The organism is Schlesneria paludicola DSM 18645, assembly GCF_000255655.1.
Taxonomy (GTDB): domain Bacteria; phylum Planctomycetota; class Planctomycetia; order Planctomycetales; family Planctomycetaceae; genus Schlesneria; species Schlesneria paludicola.
In genome coordinates, this window is record NZ_JH636435.1 from 3119763 (window position 1) to 3139655 (window position 19893).

General features: G+C 55.8%; 10 protein-coding genes. 3 read left to right on the forward strand and 7 right to left on the reverse strand.

The genetic code is table 11. The annotated features are described in order from the left end of the window. Positions 1-10: 10 nt before the first annotated feature. The 4 genes from OSO_RS0131465 to OSO_RS0131480 form a co-directional block, all read right to left on the reverse strand. Entirely contained in the window at positions 11-4954 is a 4944-nt protein-coding gene (locus OSO_RS0131465) for a carboxypeptidase regulatory-like domain-containing protein (RefSeq protein ID WP_010586883.1), read from the reverse strand. A gap of 4 nt (positions 4955-4958) precedes the next feature. Then, positions 4959-5372, reverse strand: coding sequence for a BlaI/MecI/CopY family transcriptional regulator (locus OSO_RS0131470; RefSeq protein WP_010586884.1), 414 nt, complete (start codon positions 5370-5372; stop codon positions 4959-4961). A 230-nt stretch (positions 5373-5602) separates the two neighbouring features. Beyond that, on the reverse strand, positions 5603-6811 hold the full coding sequence (locus tag OSO_RS0131475; RefSeq protein WP_157605563.1) for an alpha/beta hydrolase family protein: 1209 nt from the start codon (positions 6809-6811) through the stop codon (positions 5603-5605). A gap of 118 nt (positions 6812-6929) precedes the next feature. Continuing rightward, entirely contained in the window at positions 6930-7838 is a 909-nt protein-coding gene (locus OSO_RS0131480; protein WP_040593452.1) for a prolyl oligopeptidase family serine peptidase, read from the reverse strand. A gap of 298 nt (positions 7839-8136) precedes the next feature. Between OSO_RS0131480 and OSO_RS0131490 the strand changes: the two genes are divergently transcribed. Next, the gene (locus OSO_RS0131490; RefSeq protein ID WP_050986264.1) at positions 8137-9366 is read left to right on the forward strand and encodes a PQQ-binding-like beta-propeller repeat protein; all 1230 of its coding nucleotides are present in this window, start codon (positions 8137-8139) and stop codon (positions 9364-9366) included. 97 nt (positions 9367-9463) lie between these two features. On the opposite strand, the gene OSO_RS0131495 is transcribed toward OSO_RS0131490, so the two are convergent. Then, positions 9464-10891: a DUF1501 domain-containing protein gene (locus OSO_RS0131495; protein ID WP_010586889.1), complete on the reverse strand. Its 1428-nt coding sequence runs from the start codon at positions 10889-10891 to the stop codon at positions 9464-9466. A gap of 105 nt (positions 10892-10996) precedes the next feature. Continuing rightward, positions 10997-13879, reverse strand: a complete 2883-nt coding sequence (locus OSO_RS48850; protein WP_202799995.1) for a DEAD/DEAH box helicase — start codon at positions 13877-13879, stop codon at positions 10997-10999. A gap of 680 nt (positions 13880-14559) precedes the next feature. Between OSO_RS48850 and OSO_RS0131510 the strand changes: the two genes are divergently transcribed. After that, positions 14560-15345, forward strand: coding sequence for a class I SAM-dependent methyltransferase (locus OSO_RS0131510; protein ID WP_010586892.1), 786 nt, complete (start codon positions 14560-14562; stop codon positions 15343-15345). A 138-nt stretch (positions 15346-15483) separates the two neighbouring features. On the opposite strand, the gene OSO_RS0131515 is transcribed toward OSO_RS0131510, so the two are convergent. Beyond that, positions 15484-16527, reverse strand: coding sequence for a YheT family hydrolase (locus tag OSO_RS0131515; protein ID WP_010586893.1), 1044 nt, complete (start codon positions 16525-16527; stop codon positions 15484-15486). Positions 16528-17064: 537 nt separating this feature from the next. Here OSO_RS0131515 and OSO_RS45915 point away from each other — a divergent pair. Beyond that, positions 17065-19653, forward strand: a complete 2589-nt coding sequence (locus OSO_RS45915; RefSeq protein ID WP_010586894.1) for a CehA/McbA family metallohydrolase — start codon at positions 17065-17067, stop codon at positions 19651-19653. Positions 19654-19893 lie beyond the last annotated feature (240 nt).

The following is a 19893-nucleotide window of genomic DNA, read 5'->3' on the forward strand; positions in this document are numbered from 1 at the left end:
TTCATCGCGTTCAGAATGCGAGAATCTGCATGCATTTGACTTTCTCGGGTAGTGAAATCGTTTTCAAAACCGTCCCATCTCGTTCGATACGCTGCAGCGATTCCTTGGTCCTGATCCAGATCGCTCCAGAAACCGCTCCCTTCGTCACATCCGAAGCCGCCAGTTCGGACAATTCGCTGGGAACGCCGTCGGTCGTGAAACGTTGGATGCTCCATTCAGATTCCGTCGGGACTTGCGATCGATCATACAGGCGTGTCGCAATCCAGGGTCTACCCCCAATCAACGCCAATGATCGGGCCAACGTTTTCTCAGGGAAACGATAGGTTGGTTGCGCGGTTCCGTCCGGCTGGACTCTCCAAAGCCGCAGTTGGCTCGCCGGCAGATCGGGATGATCGTCTTCCAACACCCATGCACCTTTCACCGTCCGATCGACGGCAATATCCGTGAACGTGTACGCACCTGTGGACAACTGGCCGACGCTGACCGTCTTGCCATCACGGGTCATCTTGGCAAGCGATTTCCCCACAACCCAAAACGCGTCATCGGCGGGTGAAAACTCGATTCCGTAAGCCGAAATCGGATACCTCGTCCGTTCGTTGCCATTTTCATCAAGAACGACGAGTTCGCCTGAGTCCAAAATAGAAAGAGCCAGACACCAGAATTCGCCCGTCTGTTCGTCCACCGACACCGCATGAAGGCCAGGAAGCTCCGTCTCGAAGTGCTTTCGCCCGAAACGATCGAGCACAACGAGCCGCTTATGCCACGTGTCGCAGATTGCAATACGACTTCGAATTGAATCGACGGCCGCTCGGTGTGGCCCCGAGAGCCATCGAGATGTCCCCACATCAGCGAAGCTGCGAAGCGGCTGCTTTTCGGCAAACCACAGTGTCAACCCAGCCCCATTCGCGCGGGGCGCGGTTCCAGACGGATACTCGAGGTTGTCGGCAACCACCGCCACTTCGGTCAAATCCGGTGACGAGAAGGAATCTGTCGACGGTTTGGAGCGACGCCCTTTTCGATCTTCAGCCTCCAACGATGTCGAGTTAGACAAATCGGCAAGGCGTTTCTGGATTAACTTGGTAATGGCCCGCAAATCCTGACCGCGGTACAAGATCGTGCCGTCCACGTCGATCAGAAATTTGACGGGAATGGTCGTGACGTCAAATCGGGACGGAATCAGGGTGTGCATCCCGCCCCCCGCGTACGCAAACTTCCATTTCCAACCGTGCTTATTGATGGCGGTCGTCGCCTCTTCCATCGATCGGTCAACCGACACTCCCACCAATTCAAAGCGAGGGTCCGATTGGAACTGCTCATGAAGCTCCACGAGATCAGGCATTTCGGCCATGCACGGTCCGCACCAGGTTGCCCAGAAATCGATCAAGGTCAGTCTGCCGCGCAGATCTGTGGATCGGATGTTGTCGCCGTTTAGCCCGGTCGCGACGAATACGGGCGCAGCCTCACCCGCCCCCAACCGTTTGAACCAGGTTCCCTCAATGACGCCAAGATCCAGAACAGGATCTGTTTCCGGTATATCAATTTCACGAGTGATGCGTCCCATCGCAGCCCCGGTTCCGCACTGTGCCGGGTCGGGAACGGCTGTCAGATCAAGTTGAAACTGATAGCGGCCTGGTGCCACGTCATGCAGCTCGAATGAACCATCTTTGCCAATCAACATTTGATACGATCGGCTTTCCGGATTCGTCGACGTCGGTTGCGTATAGATTCTGGCGGCGGCATTCAGACTCCACAGATGCGGTTCAGGGGGATTCTCAGGCAACCTGATCTGCCCTTTCACCATGACACCTGAGCCACCGAGTTCGATAAGTTTCCGCGCGCCGGGTAACAACCCGACTTTCTCCGCACGTTCGCCATAGACAACCGATCCGCTGCCAATGACTTGCTCCAAACTTTTGCTCACCCAGACCTCGCCCGGTACGACGCGATCGAAAACGGCACGGCCTTCGGCATTGGTCTTGCCCTGGATGCCATACGAGAAAACCTGAACAGCCCTTCCGGTTTGACGGATTGGATCGATCCGAATACCAGCTTCTGCCAGCGGAGCCCTCCCCTGACGCACAAGGACTTCGAGCCTGGCCCAATGATGTAAGTGAATCGCTTTTTTGTTGATGAAATCGCTCGTAGTGACTTCTGCGTATCCTGTCGGATGCACCGCAACAATCAGCGATTCATCATCACATGGCCGGAATTCAAACCGACCTTCGGCCTCTGATTTCACGGTCTGCTTGCCACCACTGGGGCGATAACCGGCGGTAAACTGCATCCCGTCTTTTGCCGTGACGAGCGTCAACTGGGCTCCCTCTGCGGGCGTGCCATCCGGCGACCAGACAATGCCCATGGGTCCGCGACCAGGTTCCAGCTTGACGAAGACCTTGTGATTCGCCTTCCGAAACGGAATTGCGTCTGAAATCCAAGGCCGAAACCCTTCCGCTTCAATCCGCAAGAAGACTTCCTCGCAAGACTCGAGGTATCGGACCTCGAATTTGCCGTTCTTTCCGTTTGAACCATCGTTCGTGTCCCAAGTAATCTCCTCGCGCCCGTTGTATTTCGCGCCGAAACAGACGTTGAACTTGGCAACCTTCGCCTGTTTCGTATCGACAACGGTTCCGGAAACGACCAAAGGCGGCAGCAATTGAATCTGATGGGGTTCTTCTTGTGGCCCCAGATAAAGATTTCTCAGGTAGGCATAGCCTTCGTGCACAATGTCAAACTTAACATTCTCGGCCGGCGCACCATTCCACGCCACATTCCCTTGTGCGTCCGATTTTCCCACCCACCTCAATGTTCGAAACCCATTCCAAGTGTCGGCGAAGATACTTGCAGCCTGAATCGGATTGCCAGCTTCGTCGAGCACGTGGAATTGAATCAGATGTCCGGGCTTCAGCTTAAAATCCACAGATTTTGAGTTCGCATCTAAATCAATCGGAACAACTTGCGGTGCAAACCCCGGTGCTTCGACGGTCACATACGTTGATTGGGGTCTTAAGGCATAGACCGCGTACGATCCATCTTTCTCAACAGTGCTGGGTTTATCATCGCTTCCAAAGCGATCACGTCCGATCGTGATCCGTGCGCCGGGGACGGGCTGGCCGTTTTCATCGGTGACGTGTCCCGTCAGCGTCAAACCTGGTTCGAGGACATAACGACCATCGACACGATCTTGAACGGATTGACTCCCCTTCGTGAAACGTGGATGTGACAACGAGACATTTAGTCCGTGTGAGAGTGGTGCTCCATCAAATCGCCATTTGCCATCCTCATTCGTTGTCTCTTCGAAAATCGTATAGTGAATTTCGGACGGTGTATCTGTGGCCGGAATTAAAATGGAGAGAGCGACACCGGCAATCGGCGCCCCCGAAGAATCGACGACGATTCCTCCAACTGTCTTGCCCACATCCATCCGAATGATTTTTTCAGTTGGCAACACCGTGGGAATCAAATTCCGTCCGAAATTGGCGAAATAGGGCACGAATCCCGGCCGCTTGACTAAGCCCCATAATTGAATTGGGACGTCGCCATCGGGATATTCAAAGTCCACTTGTCCCATCTCGTCCGTCAGAAGATCGCGTCGATCCCGTTGCTGCGGATGATAAAGCTGCACGGTAATCTTCGCGTCCGAGAGCGGCTCATTGTTATCACTCCGAACGACTTGAAATCGCAATTTCTCCGGGCGCGTACGCAATGGCGCCCGCTCGTGCCCAACCTCGTCGGCAGCGACGGGTTGATTGTCTTTTTCGGCGAGGAGGGGGTTGGCATCCGCCGCTCGCGGGCCGAGCGAACCGCTGCCGACAACCCCTGCCGCGATCATCACACCACTTGCCAACAGGATTCCGCGCCAACCCAAAACGGGAACACCGGGGCACATCAGGAGGGCGGCAAGACGCTCGCGAACATCAGATCGCCGGGCCATTGCCATGCCCACAGCTCGTTGCTCTCCGGCAATCCGCAATGCAATTCGTGCGATCAAGCGCTGATAGGCGACCAGATCACCCACGCAATCCACCGCAACCCGGTCGCTCACTCGTTCACACGCCGCGCGATGCACAGACCGCATCCGCCAGACAAGTGGAACGGGCCAAACGACTGCGGCCATGATGCCAAGGAAACAGTCCCAACCGAGATCATGCCCCACGGCATGAGCGGTCTCATGAGCGATCGCCGCACGAACGTCAATCTCGGCCGAGGAAGATTGAAGCAAAGCTGTCGGCAAGAGAATCGTTTGTCGAATCAGACCACACAACACTGGTGATTCGAAGCGATCTGTCATCCGTACCGAAAGCGCGGAACGTTCAGTCAGTGGCGCGGCGATTGCAACAATCCAATCCGGCGCTGGGGTGGACATCCGGCATTCTTGTTTCGCGGCGCGCAGTCCAATCAGCAGGCGCAGCAAAAGAACTCCGGCCACGGCCGCGTAGACGACGAACGCGATTCTCATCCAACCAAGAGGTGCATCCGCGGGGCCCGACGCAATACTCACGGATTCAGACGGTGAGGGATCAAGTGTCACAATGGGACGTGTTTCACTTGTGCCATGAGACGCGGGTATCGGGTCCGTTTGGGTACTGGAAAGACTCAATCCCGCCTCATTCCCTGGGATCTGTCGCTCTGTGTCGTGTCCACCGCTCTGATCCGTCGGTGACGGCGTCGACGAGGCCAGCGCGGTCGGCAATTCGACCGCAACACGAGCCGCCTCTGGCTGTGGTGGTACCCTCTCCCGAGTGACTTCGGCCCTCAAGAATGGCACCAAATACAGTGGTGGCACCAGCGTTCCCACAAAACAGACGGCCATCGCCGATGCCGCAACTCGCCAGATCAGGACCTGCCAACGCGGATTCTTTTGGGAAACAATTGCGTGCCCCAACCACGCGGCCAACAGCGTGAGCGATACTTTGATCGCCAACAGTACGACGCTCGCTTCAAAGCTCAGGCTCATAGCCTCACGTCTCCTTCGTGCCGCGTTTCTTTGGACCAGATTCTGCCGCCTCAGAGACGTCCAGCGCAGGTTCATCTGCAAGCCGCTTGAGCTCAAGCAAATCGTCGGCACTGAGCTGCTCTTTACGGACGAGCGTCATCAGCAATTGCTCGACGCTTCCCGCGCAGAAGGTCTTGACGAGATCGCTGAGCATTGAAGAGAACGCACGCTGGCGCGGCGTTTTGGCGCGATAGAAAAACGCTTTACCAACTTTGCGTCGGACGACATGGCCCTTCTCGACCAAAATCACGAGATACGACCGCAACGCCGGATTCTTGATCGGCTCGGGATAAAGTTGCTGCAGCTCTGTAGGTTTCAACTCACCGTGTTCCCACAGAAGTTGCATGACCTTCAGCTCGCCCGCCGTAAACCTCGACATCCAGCCCCCCTTCACTTCATCAATGTGCAGACACTACTGCACATTATCTGGCGAGTCAATCACATTCTGCAGAAGTTTCTGCACATCACTGCCCGAGCGTGGTGCGGCGAACTTGACTGGCGAGAGGAAGTCGCGCCGTCGAGCGTCGGTGGCGTGCGCGAGCGGGACATCGTGGGCGAAAAGATACGAAGTCGCTCATGCGCGGATTGCGAGATGTCGTCCGCCGATCGTCATCGCTCGAGATGCGATGAACTCACGGCACACTGGCGGTCATCGAAGAGATTGAAATAGCAGACGGTTGTCCCCCCGGGAATCGGCGAACTAACCCGACCAGTCGAACCATCGAACGCCACCGGCATCTGCTCCCACTTTCGTTCCTGCCAACGGCCGGTGTCCAGCGTGTAGTTCAGTTCGGCCTTGATGATCGGCACGTCCGATTTGAACGTCGCCCAAGCGGAATCGCCGTCGAGACCTTGATCGGTGATGAGGGCGAGCGGCTTTCCATCTCGAAGTTTCGAATTGGCGAAAACATGGATTTCTTCAGGGTCTTCGCCCGCTGGACCATGCCCGTGCGGCATGCGAACCCGTAGGCAGAGCTCGTTCGTTCCCTGCGACAAACGCGTGGACTTTTGCCAGGAATCCATGGGATATGCAAAGTCGTTCGTTCCATTAACCCACAGCATCGGCATCTTGACCTGCGGCAGATAGACGGACGGGTCCCACTGACTGAGCCAAAGCTTCGCCTGTTCCGCGCCCAGCTTTTCAAACGCCGGCAACCAGGCCGAGTTTTTACCCAGAAAACCGCAGCCATAGACGGGTACGGCAAATTGGTATCGCGGATCAGTCCCCGCCACGATGCAAGTGAGATATCCGCCCCACGAGATTCCCGTCACACCGATGCGGTCAGCATCCACTTCGGGATACGAGCGAATCAACGAATGCGCGAGCTTCACCGCGCTGACGGCCTGAAAGGTCCACTGGTCTTCAATGGGATCGGCGAGTTGTTCGAAACTGGCATCCCACCCGCGCGGTCCTGGGTGGTCGTGGCGTTCCCATTTACCATAAGCTCCAACGGGAACGCACCCGCACAAATCCATGGCGATGGCTGCATAGCCACGCGCGTTCCAAACCTTGACCCACCGGTCAAATGCCGTTCCACCGCCGCCATGTATCAACACCATCGCAGGCAATTTGCCATGACGCTTGGATTCATCAAGGGCAGGCACGCCGTAGTACGCGAAGACGCGTGTCGGCTGCCTCTTGTGGTCCAATCCCCGGTAGAAAAACGCTTTCACGCCCTCAACCTGCAAGGACTCAGCGGGAAAGATTTCAGGGACCGAGTCGAGCGCCGCACGGCTCAACTTCGCACGCGCCGACAACTCGTCACCGACGTGAACCGTATCGCGGGGTTTGGCCAATGGCTCATCAGCCAAGATCATCGCACACGTTGTGCCGCACCACAGCAGGAACAACGATCGAAAAAACCACACGCACTGTTTTGGGGACCTTGTTGAAATCGAACTCATCAACGCCCATCCCCTTGCAGAGTGATGCCACTCACTTTAGATACTTGTCGAACCAGTCCCAAACGATGGGGTACTGCTCCATGATCCCCGGCCATGCGCTATGCCCACCACCCGGTTGAACGACTAGTTTAACAGGCAACCCGAGTTCGTCGTACTTCGCCTTCATAATTTCCGACTGCTGCAGCGGCACTGTCTTGTCGCTATCGCCGTGAATCAGCAACAACGGTGGTGCAGTCGATTTGACAAGATACAACGGAGAAATCGCCTTGAGCTGGGGTTCGATATCATGAACTTCCCCCAGGACGCGTTTGAAGAATCCAGGTCGCACAAACTCGATCAGGCTGTAGCCACCGGGAGCCCCCCAGTTCACCAAATCCGTCGGCGGGAACCACGCCACAACGCACTGCACGCGACTGCTCACTCGTTCGATCGGATCTTTCGATTCAGGATTCCCATCGTCACCCGTCATCGCCGCCATCAGCGAAAGGTGTCCGCCCGAGGAACCGCTCGTAATCCCAAGATGATCGGGATCGACACCGTAGTTTTTGGCAATGGAACGCACAAAGCGCACGGCACGATTCATGTCGGGAATCATCTCGGGCACAAAATAGCGAGGGCTGCTTCCATGGCGCACCACAAACAAGGTGAAGCCCCCCTTGAGCAGCCCTTGCGCCCAATGGTCAGTTCGCATGCGATGCGATTCTTCACCGGGAACATCGGACTTTCGCGAAGCCCAGCTGCCACTCGACACCAGGATCAATCCGACCCCTTTACGATTCTTTTCAGGCTCGAGCACATCCAAGGTCAAGGCAAGCCCATCTTTGTGGCCGAACACGATATCATCCGTGGTTCGACAATCGACGGGGACGTCGTCGGCCATGCCAGAACCGACGATTACCAACAAGGCCACGGCCATCGACAAAGACTGCAGAATTCGCATCGCCACTTGATCCTCACTCCCGAAACCGACAAATCGCACGCGAAGGCATGAAACAGAAAACAGGGCACCGGCCCCTGGCATTCACAATGTCATGGCGTTTTCAAAACGAGGCGGAGCCAGACCCGCGATGGCAACAGGCGATTCAGCCCGTTGTCGTCTTCATGCTCGATCTGATCTAATACCCACATCGAACCGAAATGGTTTCAACCGCTGGCCGCCAAACATGCCATTGCGTTCAGTCAATCGACGGGCCAATCGATCGAACGAACTGTCGCTGCCATCAAGGAATCCCTTGCGAATGACACGGATCACTTCCTGCCTGATGATTCTCGGATTCTTGACGACCTCAGCGAGTTCCGCCGAACCTGTCAGTTCCGCTGCATGGCCGAATTGGATGGGCCCCGCTCGTGACGGAATCTCCCGGGAAACCGGTTGGAAAACCACATGGCCCGAGGACGGATTGCCGGTGGCTTGGTCACGTGAAATCGGAATTGGATTCAGTTCGATTTCCATGGCTGACGGGCGACTATTCACGATGGGACATGTCGATGGCGAAGAATTCGTCTGGTGCCTGAATGCATCAAATGGCGAGGTTCTCTGGTCGCATCACTATCCCTGCGGCTTAAATGACAATTTGCACGAAGGTGGGCCGGGGTCCACGCCAACCGTCGATGGCGATCACGTCTACACGGTCGGGAAAGAGGGACAGTTGTTTTGCCTGAACGTGCAAACCGGTAAAGTCGTGTGGAAGGTCATGCTGCGCGCGGATCTTGATGTCCCGCTCCCGGAATGGGGCTTTTCCAGTTCACCGGTCATCGAAGGATCACAGCTCATCCTCGAAGCCGGACGGGTTGTGTCGTACGACAAATTGACCGGAAAGAAAAACTGGGAGTCTGCCCCGCACGAAGCCGGTTACGGTTCGGCCGCGATTTTCCCTCGCGGCGACAATGCATCCATGATCGCAACGCTGGATTGCGACGGACTGCGAATCACGAAGCTTGCAAACGGTGAGCAAGTCGCGTTCAAATCCTGGCCTTCTCCATTCCGCACCAATTCGACAACCCCGATCGTCGACGGGAAGTTCATCTTCATTTCTTCTGCCTACAACGTCGGTAGCGGATTGTTCGAACTCGACGGAGATTCATTGAAAGAGATCTACACCAGTCGTGATCTGCGCAACCACTTCAATAACAGCATTCTGTGGAATGGATATCTGTACGGATTTGACGGAAACTCAAACTTGGGCCGCGTCGTTCAACTGACGTGCATGAACTTCGCCACAGGCGAAGTTGCCTGGAAGCAGCGCGGAATGGGTTGCGGATCGCTCATGATTGCCGATGGCAAACTGCTGATCCTGGACGAAAAGGGTTCGCTGATCCTGGCAAACGCAACACCAACGGGCTTCGAGGAACTGAGTCGCTCGCCGTTTTTGACGGGGCGATGCTGGACGATCCCCGTGCTGCTGAACAAGCGCATCTACGGCCGAAACGCAGCAGGTCACTTGGTCTGCGTCGAGTTACCCCGATAAGATGGGCCGCTCGCACAAGCCAAAACTCAGGTTGATCACTGCGACGAGTTCACCGCACCATTCGTCGTCGGTGGCGCCGTGATTGCGCCGTTGCCGCTCAGATCAGCTCCGGGATCGGCCGACCGCCTTCCACGACGATCGGTGTCGGACGACCTTGCGGACTGATCCAATGCGAGGCCAGATCGATGTCCAGATGACGGAAGACCGTGGCCGCCAGATCCTGCGGCCGAACCAAACCGTCCTGGATGTCGAATCCTTTGTAGTCGGTACTGCCGATCGCCTGACCATGCCGCAGTCCGCCACCGGCCATCACCATCGACATCACGTTCGTCCAATGATCGCGGCCCAGATCTTTATTGATCACGGGTGCGCGACCAAATTCGCCCATCATCAGAATCAGAGTGGAATCAAGCAACCCGCGCTGCTCGAGATCCGTGACGAGCCCATATAAGGCTCGATCAACGCTCGGCAAGAGCGGTGTCAGCCCTTTCTGAATTCCACCCCATTGGACAGAATCGCCATGATGATCAAAGTAACCCCAGGCTCCACTAACCAGCACATACGTGACACCGGCTTCGACCAACCGCCGCGCGAGAATCGCTTTTTCTCCGATGATGTTCCGGCCATAGAGATCTCGAGTGGCGTCCGTCTCGGACGTCATATCAAACGCGCGCTGCACGTGTCCGCCCGCCACCATGTCGAACGCCTGCGCATGGTAACGATCAAGATTCTCCAGGACGTTCTGCCCATCCAGATCACGGCGAAACCGGTCGAATGAACGGCGCAAATGATCCCGGTCCTGCAGGCGATCAAGCTCAATCCCCTTGGGAAGTCCAAATTTGCCAACAAGCTCTAATCCTTTGACGGGCTTGTAGGACGCCCCCATATGCCCCGACTCCCAGACATCCGCGGCCCATGCTGGTGCTAACCCAACGAATGGCGGCAGATCGGGATGATTGGAACCGCGAAATTTCGCGACAACCGATCCCATCGAGGGATATCCTTGCCCGTCACGATTATCGTCAGTTCGCCGAGCCAACGGATTGCCGGCCTGCATGGTAATCGGTGTGTGGTTACTCGTTTTGCAGTCCACCGCTCGTAGGAACGACAATTTGTCAGCAATGCTGGCTTGAAGTGGCAAATGCTCGCTGAGCACCACGCCGGGAATCTTGGAGCTGATCGTCGAATAGGGACCGCGAATCTCTGTCGGCGCATCCGGTTTGGGATCCCACATATCAATCTGGCTGGGACCGCCAGAGAGCCAGAAGAGAATGACCGACTTCTTTTCTGGAGTTTTCTCGCCTGAGGAGATCTGCCCTTCCGCCGCCTGGACCGATGCACTTCGTAGCTTCAACAAACCGGGAAGCGATAAGCCGCCAAAGCCCGCAAGCCCCGTCTGCAGAAACCAACGACGCGATCGACCAACTTGAATCAGGTCGTCTCCAACGGGCCGGAACGGTGACTGCGCCGTTTGCAGATGGTGGTGTGCCGAGTGCCGCTCTGAATCCATCACGGAATGTCCCATTCGCAATTTCCACCGTCAGCTAACCACCCAACCATTCCATTAACAACCACTGATGCGAAATAGCGTACTCGGATTGAGAGGAACGCGAAAGCTTGAAATCCGAAGTCACGCTTCAGTTCGACCGTGTTTGATCAGGTCCATCAGTTCCTTCGTGGAAAGCTTACCGGCACTTTCAGTTCCTTCGAGAATCCCCGCCACGAGCCCTCGCTTGTCCGCGTGCAGATTCAAGATTTTTTCTTCGATCGTTCCTTTCGCAATCAGTCGATAAACCGTCACGGGGCGAGTTTGACCGATGCGATGCGCACGATCCGACGCTTGATCTTCGACAGCGGGATTCCACCAGGGATCGAGATGAACAACATAGTCGGCCGCCGTCAGGTTGAGTCCTGATCCACCCGCCTTGAGCGAGATCAAAAATAGATCTCCGTCCCCCGCTTGAAACGCGTCAACGGCTGCCTGTCGCTTTTTGACCGGTGTTGAGCCGTCCAAGTACTGATACTTGATCTTTCGCTCATCGAGTGCTTCCCGCACGATTGCCAGATGTTGAGTGAACTGGCTGAACACAAGGGCTCGATGACGTCCATCTCGCAATTCGTCGATCGTTTCCAGGAACAAGTCGAGTTTGGCGGAGGATTTCTTCCAGCTTTGATCGACCAGCCGTGGATGACAGGCAATTTGGCGAAGTTTCGTGAGCGCCGCCAGAACTTGAAAACGTTGATCAGCAGCAACGTCCCCCGTCTGATCGGCCAGGTTCGTGACAGCCCACAATCGCGCATCTTCGTAGACGCGACGTTCCTGTTCGGAGGGCTCCGCGATCAGTTGAATCTCGGTCCTGGCCGGCAATTCGGTCAGAACTTCACTTTTCGTGCGGCGCAGAATGAACGGCCGAATCACCCGCGACAACGCCTGGGTCCGCGTAGGGTCCTTTGCTTTCTCAATGGGATCGGCGAACAATTCGCGAAAGCGTTCCCAACTTCCAAACAGTCCCGGTGAGATCGCTCGAAACACACTCCAAAGATCACCCAGATGATTTTCTACGGGGGTACCGCTTAAGCCCACTCGCCAGTGCGCTTCCAATTCCCGGGCAACCTGCGCGGTCTTCGTCTGGCTGTTTTTCACCGCCTGGGCTTCATCGAGCACAAGCGTTCCCCACGTGATCTGCTTCAGATGTTCCGCATGCTGCTGCATCAAATGGTAACTGGTGATCAGCATGTCACCCGGGCCAAGAGACGTCACGACCTCTTCGCGATCGCTATCCCGATACAAGATCGGGTTGAGCGTTGGTGCGAACCGAGCCGTTTCGCGCATCCAGTTAAACCCGACGGACACAGGCGCGACGATCAGAATGGGGCCAGCCTCGCGACGGTCCAACAAAACAGCCAGCGTCTGAACGGTTTTTCCAAGTCCCATGTCATCGGCGAGACACGCACCGACGCCCCACTCGGCAAGTCGTCTGAGCCATCGATATCCATCGACTTGATAGTCGCGCAGTTCCGCCATCAATGTTGTCGGCACGGTCGGTTCGAGAAGACTGGCATTCTTGAGCCGCTTTAACGAGTCTCGCCACTTTTTGGACACCTTCAAGACCATCTGATCATCGAACAAGTCATCGAGTACCGGTGCCGCCGTCGCGTTGAATTCGAGCTTCCCTCGGTTCGAATGCAGGATGTCATTGACCCGGGCCAACCGATCACGAAACTCTTTGGAGATCGCAGCGAACTGGCCCTTGCCAAGATCGAGATATCGTCTGCCGCCCCTGATCGCAACCAGCAGTGTCGCCAGGGGAAATTCGTGTCCCGCCAGTTCAATCGTGCCCGAAAGCCCAAACCAGTCATGTCGATCCTTGATGTCAACTCGCAGTGTTGAGGGCAAAACTTCGCCCAGAACCTGCATCTTGCGTTCGCCCGGCCCATTCGCCCACCGCACGATCGGTTCATTTTCTGGCCGCTGCCTCAGCAGATCCAACAAATCCAGAATGTCGTCGTCCGATGCCACGACCCAGCTGTACGGTGCCGATTGCTGAAATCGCCGCAACGCAAGCACCGTCGTGAGATCATTCGCCCGGGATCGCTCGGCCTCGTGGTCTCGGGCCACGCGCACTCGTCGATTGTCAACATGTCCGGTAACTTCAAGCATTCCTTCCCCTGGAAGGAAAAATGGCCCACCCAAAACGGGTTGGACTTCCAAACAGACGACGCCGCCTTGGACAGGATGAGGGTCGATTCGCAAGAATAGGGTCTCATTTGCGGCAGTCAGTTCACCTTCCATCGAACTGGGCAGACCAATCGGAATCTGCTTTTCGAGAACCGGCAAACGCTTCAGAATTTCCGATTGCGACTCGACCGGAATTGGAATCGACGTGTACATGAACTTTGTGACAAGCTTTGCCAACGAAGGGCTCATTCGAGCCACTTGAACGACACATTCACGTTCGTCGAGAGCGACGGCATAGCCGTTTCGATCGATCAAGAACGTATCGAATCGATCGATCGGACGGCGGTTCATTGCCGGATCAAGAGTCCAGCTTCCCTTGTTTTCGCGCAATGACAAGCCCACCTGGCCTTGTTGCACCGTGACAGGTAAGTCATCCAGAAACACGTGAGGATGTCCCACCAAAGCTTCGATTAATTTTCCGATATGCCTATCGCGTGAATCTAAATAGGGACTGATTTCGAATCCCATGCGAAGGACGAGAAAATCGACCGGAAGGATCGCAAGACCACTTCGATGCATCACATCGTCCCAAGAGATGATGCGCCCCTTGTTCCATCCCCCTCTTTTCGATGCTGTTTGCTCAACAGGAGAAAGATTTAATTCGCTGTCATTCTTGGAAATCAAACGCCATGCCAGACGGGATCGCACAGTCGATTGTTCGAACTCGGACACGGGTGAGTCAGATGCGTCCGATTCAATGAATTGATCGAGTGACTTCAAAGCCACGGCAACGGTGGGCTTATTTCCATTCAGAATCTGTTTCATCAACTTCATTCGCGGATCGTACAACTCAAGTTTCAGCGACTGAAGTGCCTGAAATGTGTGCTCACAAAACTGCCGCGACAGAAACGTTGGACACGAACAACGAAAGCCCTCCATGAAATCGGTGAACTCACACTCATGGCTGAGCGCGATCGTGACCTCGATGCGGCTTTCTAAAAGAGAAACGACGCTAAAGTGGAGATCAAATTCTTCTTCGCGGAAACTCGGACTTAAGCTCCGCCCCGATTGAAATCTGGGGTCCCTGCGGATCGCAACCGGATGCGCGTAGATTTTCTTTTCGAGTTCTTGGAGCCACCTAAAACGCAATTCGCGCAGAAACACGCTGTCCAACTCGACTCCTCCGCCAAATCCTGGTGCAAGACGCGCACGCTCATGCATTGATGCGTGTAATCATGCGTCTTGCCAAGCCAATGCAGAGAGTACTTCGCAAACTCCGGCGCGTCATGGCCACCATTCATTTTCGTTCGCAATCGCGACTTGAAGGCTTCGCCCTGCGCAAACCGGCCCTATCCAAGGGATTGTCAGCGGATGGACGAACCGGACAACGATTCGAAAAAAACGTGCAACACGCAACGTGTGTCAAAACCAAGACGGCAATCCGAACCTGCGAGATTGCTCGTGTGTCATCGACCAGAAAGTTACGGAGCCAAAACCAGTACTGAAAGTCCGACATGCACACTTCTTACGATGCTGCAGCGGGTGTGTACGATTTCGTCGTTGATTACCGATCGCGACCCGACGTCCCCTTCTTCGTCGAGGGTGCCGAATCGAGTCCCGGAAAGATTCTGGAACTGGGATGCGGTACCGGACGAGTCCTGATTCCTGTTGCCCGCGCAGGGTGTTCGATTGTCGGACTCGATCAGTCAACCGAAATGCTGGCCGTCTGCAAACAAAAGCTGCGACGTGAGCCGACCGACGTCCAATCACGCGTTTCCCTGATCCAGGGTGATATGCGGACTTTCGAGTTAGCTGACAGATTCTCGCTCATCATGTTCCCTTTTCGGCCGTTTCAGCATCTGGTCGAAATCGACGAGCAACTCACTTGCCTCGCATGCGCTCGGCGGCATCTGAATGACGATGGTCGCCTGGTGCTGGATGTCTTCAACCCTTCTTTGACGTCATTGACACGCGACAACTTGGGACGGATAGAGGTCGCCGGACCGGAATTTCATCTTCCCGACGGACGCCACGTAATCCATCTGGAAAGAATCGTCGCGCGAGACCTGATCAAACAGATCTTATCGATCGAACTGATCTATGACGTGATCAATGCCAAAGGTGACACTCAACGAGTGGTCCATGCCTTCGAGATGCGTTACTTCTTCCGATACGAACTCGAGCACTTGTTTGCGCGTGCCGGATTCGCGATCGAAGCGACCTATGGCGACTACCACTACCATCCGTTTTCGGCGACTCATTCGAACGACATGGTGTTTGTGCTGCGAAAGTCACTGTAGAGAGAATAACGCGATTAGCAGCCTGTTGAAGTAACGGGGACTGGATTCGGCCAGATTAAAAAACGCCCCGATATCGTGAACCTCAAGGTGCCTGTCCCCCTTACTTCAACAGGCTGCGAGCTCGGACATGCGGTGGGATTACATTCCGTCCATGATCCAACTAATAACCTGCTGGTCCATCCACCCGACGCCGCGCGTCGCGACGAAACCCATGTGACCGCCGTATCGTGTCGCATGCAACTCCGTAAATTCCGACAGAACGGCGTCTTCAAACGGGGTGTAAGGCACAACAGGATCGTCTTTGGTGGCCAGAATCAGCGTCGGAATCTTGATCGTCGGGAGAAACTGCTTCGCGCTGCATTTCCGATAGTAGTCATCCGCCGAGGCGAATCCGCAAACGGGAGCGGTGAACGTGTCGTCAAATTCGTGCATCGTTCGCGGTGGTCGATTGAACCAACCCTCTGGAATGATCGCATCTGGTCGTACCCGCTTGCGATAACGAACATCGCGCGTGCAGGATTTCGCAAAATAGGCGTCGTACCAGCGTGCCAGCCCAAACTTCAGAAAATCAATGGTCGTCGCCAGATCGATCGGCGGACAGACGGAAACGGCTCGATCAACTCCAGGGAGAACTTCCTGGCGCGCCCCCGCTTCTCCCAGCATCTTCAGTGTGATATTCCCGCCCATGGAAAACCCGACAACACTGATCGGTGATCCCGGGCAACGGCGTCCGACTTCCAGAATCGTCGCACGCAAGTCGTCCGAACGACCGCTGTGATACGGATACCGCGCCAAACCAACCCCTGCCCCGCTTCCACGCCAGTCGAGGCGTACAGTTCTGACGCCCCGAGAATAAAGCTGATGCGCAATCCGCACCATGTAGGGACTCGCATGGCTGCCAGAGAGTCCATGCCCTAGCACGACGACACGATCGCCAGTGACCCATCCCGCGGGACAATCATCTTGAAACGCCAGACGGTCGTCATTGTCGACCAGAACTTCACCCGAACTCGATCGATCGGTGGGCAATAGGCGCCCACTTCGCCAGCGACCAAAAACATAAGCGCCGGCCAGCGTTTGAAAATGATTATTGCGAAACACCCACGGCGGCAAAAAGTTCGGGCGTTGGCCACCAAGCACATTCGCTTGCAAATCTGCAGACGTCGAGGGAGTCGCGGTCATAGCCGACTGGCTGCCTCAAATTGGAGTAATAAACATTCAGCCGCCACACAATGGCGGTCACAAAGATGGGGCCCGATCCGAATTTTGAATCACACTCGACGGAAATCTAGCAGTGACTGCTGTCCGAAACAATCGCTCGCACAATCAGAATCCGTTCGCGCCAGGGCGGACAGAGCCCCTCTCGACAGTGGGGATTCTTCCCAATTGGCACGTCCGCAGGACGTCAGCCGGGTGCCTTTGGACAAGTTCACCATCGAAAGATTTCGGCAGACTCTCATTCCGATCTGACGCGGTCTATCAAAAATCGATGAAGCCAGACGGACCGAACATGCTTTTCCATTCCATTCAGGTTACCGTTTCCAGTCACCTTTCACAGCAACCGTTCACGGCCCAAAGACACGGGGACAGTCACATTTTCCCGGTTAAATTAGGATCCACAGTGCATTGACTAGGGTAGTCCTTCCTTTTACCGCGGGAAAATGAGCCAGTCCCCCGCCAGTGAACGATTACCCCTTCACACATCAAGGAGTCTGGAATATGAGATCGCGACTCGCATTCGCTGGAACAGTTCTGCTACTCGGTGTGGTTGTCGGATTGAGCAGGGCGCGCCAACAGACTGGCGACCAGGTCAAGCCGGTGGAAGTCGCCATCCTTGCCGAATCGAATTGGGATCAATTTGTTCCCGGCGGAAAAGAAGTCGATGCCATCTATGGTGATATCGTCCTGAGAAACGGTCATTTGACCGCCGTCATTGCGCAGCCATTGGCCACACGCCATGCGAACATGACCGTCAGAAATATCGCCGGTGCCCTGATTGATCTCACTGTGCGAAACATGCCGGGTGATCAACTCGCCGCCTATTATCCGGGCAAGACAGACTTTGCCTATCGCACCGTCTCTGCCAACGACGCTGCGGGACGTGAAATCCCCCTCTCGGCCCCCATTTCGACCTTGTCACCGGTGGGCGTCTCAGTGCGGGCCGACAGTACTGATGAACGGCCAGAAGCGATCGTCCGCTATCTGCTGAACCCATCCGATCGATTTGTCTCGGTGACGACCACTTTCACCAATCGCGGCCAGCAATCACAAACAGTTTCCCTGGAAGACAATTTTCGTATCGACGGTGGGAAAGAAGACCAGACTCGTACCCCGAACGGAACCGTCGACCACTTCTGGCTTGAAGATCGGTTTTGGGGTCAGGCGTATGGATTGGATGCAGACGGCTACAAGCTGCAGTTGACTAGCGATCAACGCGTCACGGCGGTCAAGTACGCGGGGGCCGACGGAATGTCGACGGTGACGCTGGCGCCGGGACAATCATTTCAGTTCACGCGCCGAATCTACCCCGGCGCAAACCTTGCCGATGTCCACGCGATCGCGTTGAGTTTGTCACCAGAGAACGCTTCCACCATTCAGCTCGCCGTGAAGAACCAGCAAGGCCATGCGATTTCTCGCGCGCAAGTGGAATTTAAGCGTGACGGAGCAACATACGCCACGGCCCGCACCGATGGAAATGGCATGCTCACGGTTGTACTGCCGAAGGACATTCTGACGGGCGACGTCTTTGCCTTTGGTCGCCAGATTGGAACGAGCCTGCCCGTTGTGACTTCAAATTCACAACCAACCGTGCTGAATGTCGACCTCGATCCTGGACTCGTTCAGGCCACCATCACCGACGATCAGAATCAACCAATCGCGTGTAAGGTTGAGTTCACTCCCCTGGACGACGGAGCCAAACTGGATTTCGGCCCCGAAACGGGCGAATTCGCATTGCGAAACCTCGTTTACACAGCCAGCGGTAAATTTCAACAGCCAATCCCGCCCGGGAAGTATCACGTCACGATCAGCCACGGCCCCGAGTATGATGCCCTCACAAGCGACTTGACGATTCCTCCGGGTGCGACCGCGCCTCTCGTCGCGAAGCTGATTCGAACCGTTCAAACCCCCGGCTGGGTCAGCGGCGACTTTCATAGCCACAGCAGCCCGTCGGGCGACAACACATCAAGCCAGTTGGGCCGCGTTCTGAACCTTGTCGCGGAACACATTGAGTTCGCTCCCTGTACCGAACATAACCGCGTGACGACGTATGAACCGCATCTCGAAAAGCTGGGAATCGCCTCGCGAATGGCAACGGTTTCGGGCATCGAACTCACCGGCATTCCGCTGCCCCTCAACCATCAGAACGCCTTTCCCATGCGAATGACTCCGCGAGTGCAGGATGGCGGCGGCCCAGTGGCCGGCCCCGACCTGGAAACGCAAATCGAACGATTGGGCCTACATGACAATCGCAGCGAGAAACTCATCCAGGTCAATCATCCCGATATCGGATGGATGTTCTACGACAAGGATGGCGACGGACAACCCGACAGCGGATTTGAACGTGCATTTCCCTTCATGGACGTGATCGAAGTCCATCCGATCGACCGAGTGCTGAATCTGACGCCATCGTGGGAAGTCGACGGGAAGCGGTTTCACAATACAATCTTCAACTGGTTGCAATTGCTCAACCAGGGATTCCGAATTTACGGTGTCGTAAATACGGATGCGCATTACAACTTCCACGGCTCGGGCTGGATCAGAAACTGGATTCAATCGTCCACGGACGACCCGGCGAAGATCGATCCGATGGAACTGGCCCGAGCGACAAAACAGGGCCGACTGATCATGTCGAATGGCCCGTATCTGGAAGTGACCGCGGTGGAAAGCGGAAAATCCGATCGATTTGTGGCCGGACAAGACATGAAGGCCATGAGCGGAAAGGTGACGTTGAAGGTACGGGTGCAGTGCCCCAACTGGCTGGACGTGAATCGCGTCTTCGTATTGATCAATGGACGCACGCACTCCACACATGACTACTCGCGCGAGAAGACTCCCGACGCATTTCGTAGTGGTGTCGTCAAGTTCGACCGCACGCTGGAGATCGAGCTCAAGGAAGATGCCCACATCATCGTCGCCACCGGAAACAGCGGCGGAAAACTGGGAACGATCTACGGCACGATGAGCGCAAAAACTCAGCCGGCGGCGATGACGAATCCGATCTTCGTCGACATCAATGGCGATGGCTTTCAGCCAAACAAAGATACGCTCGGTCATCCCCTGCCTGTCAAGAACGCTCCGGGCCGATGATTACATCAGGTGCCACCAATGCCCTTGTCAGCGGGATCACGCACATCCGCGGAATCACTCGGGAAGATCCGTGACCGGTTCGCTCGGAATCTCACGCCCATGTTGGCACAATCTCCACGAGCGGTGATTCGGTCCGCACTTCGGTGCCGACTGGAACACCTCGACAGACCGGGCCACCTTGATCAGTCACGGATTGTGCACACGGTCCACGCGCCGGTCACGATGGGCAGCAAACTTACT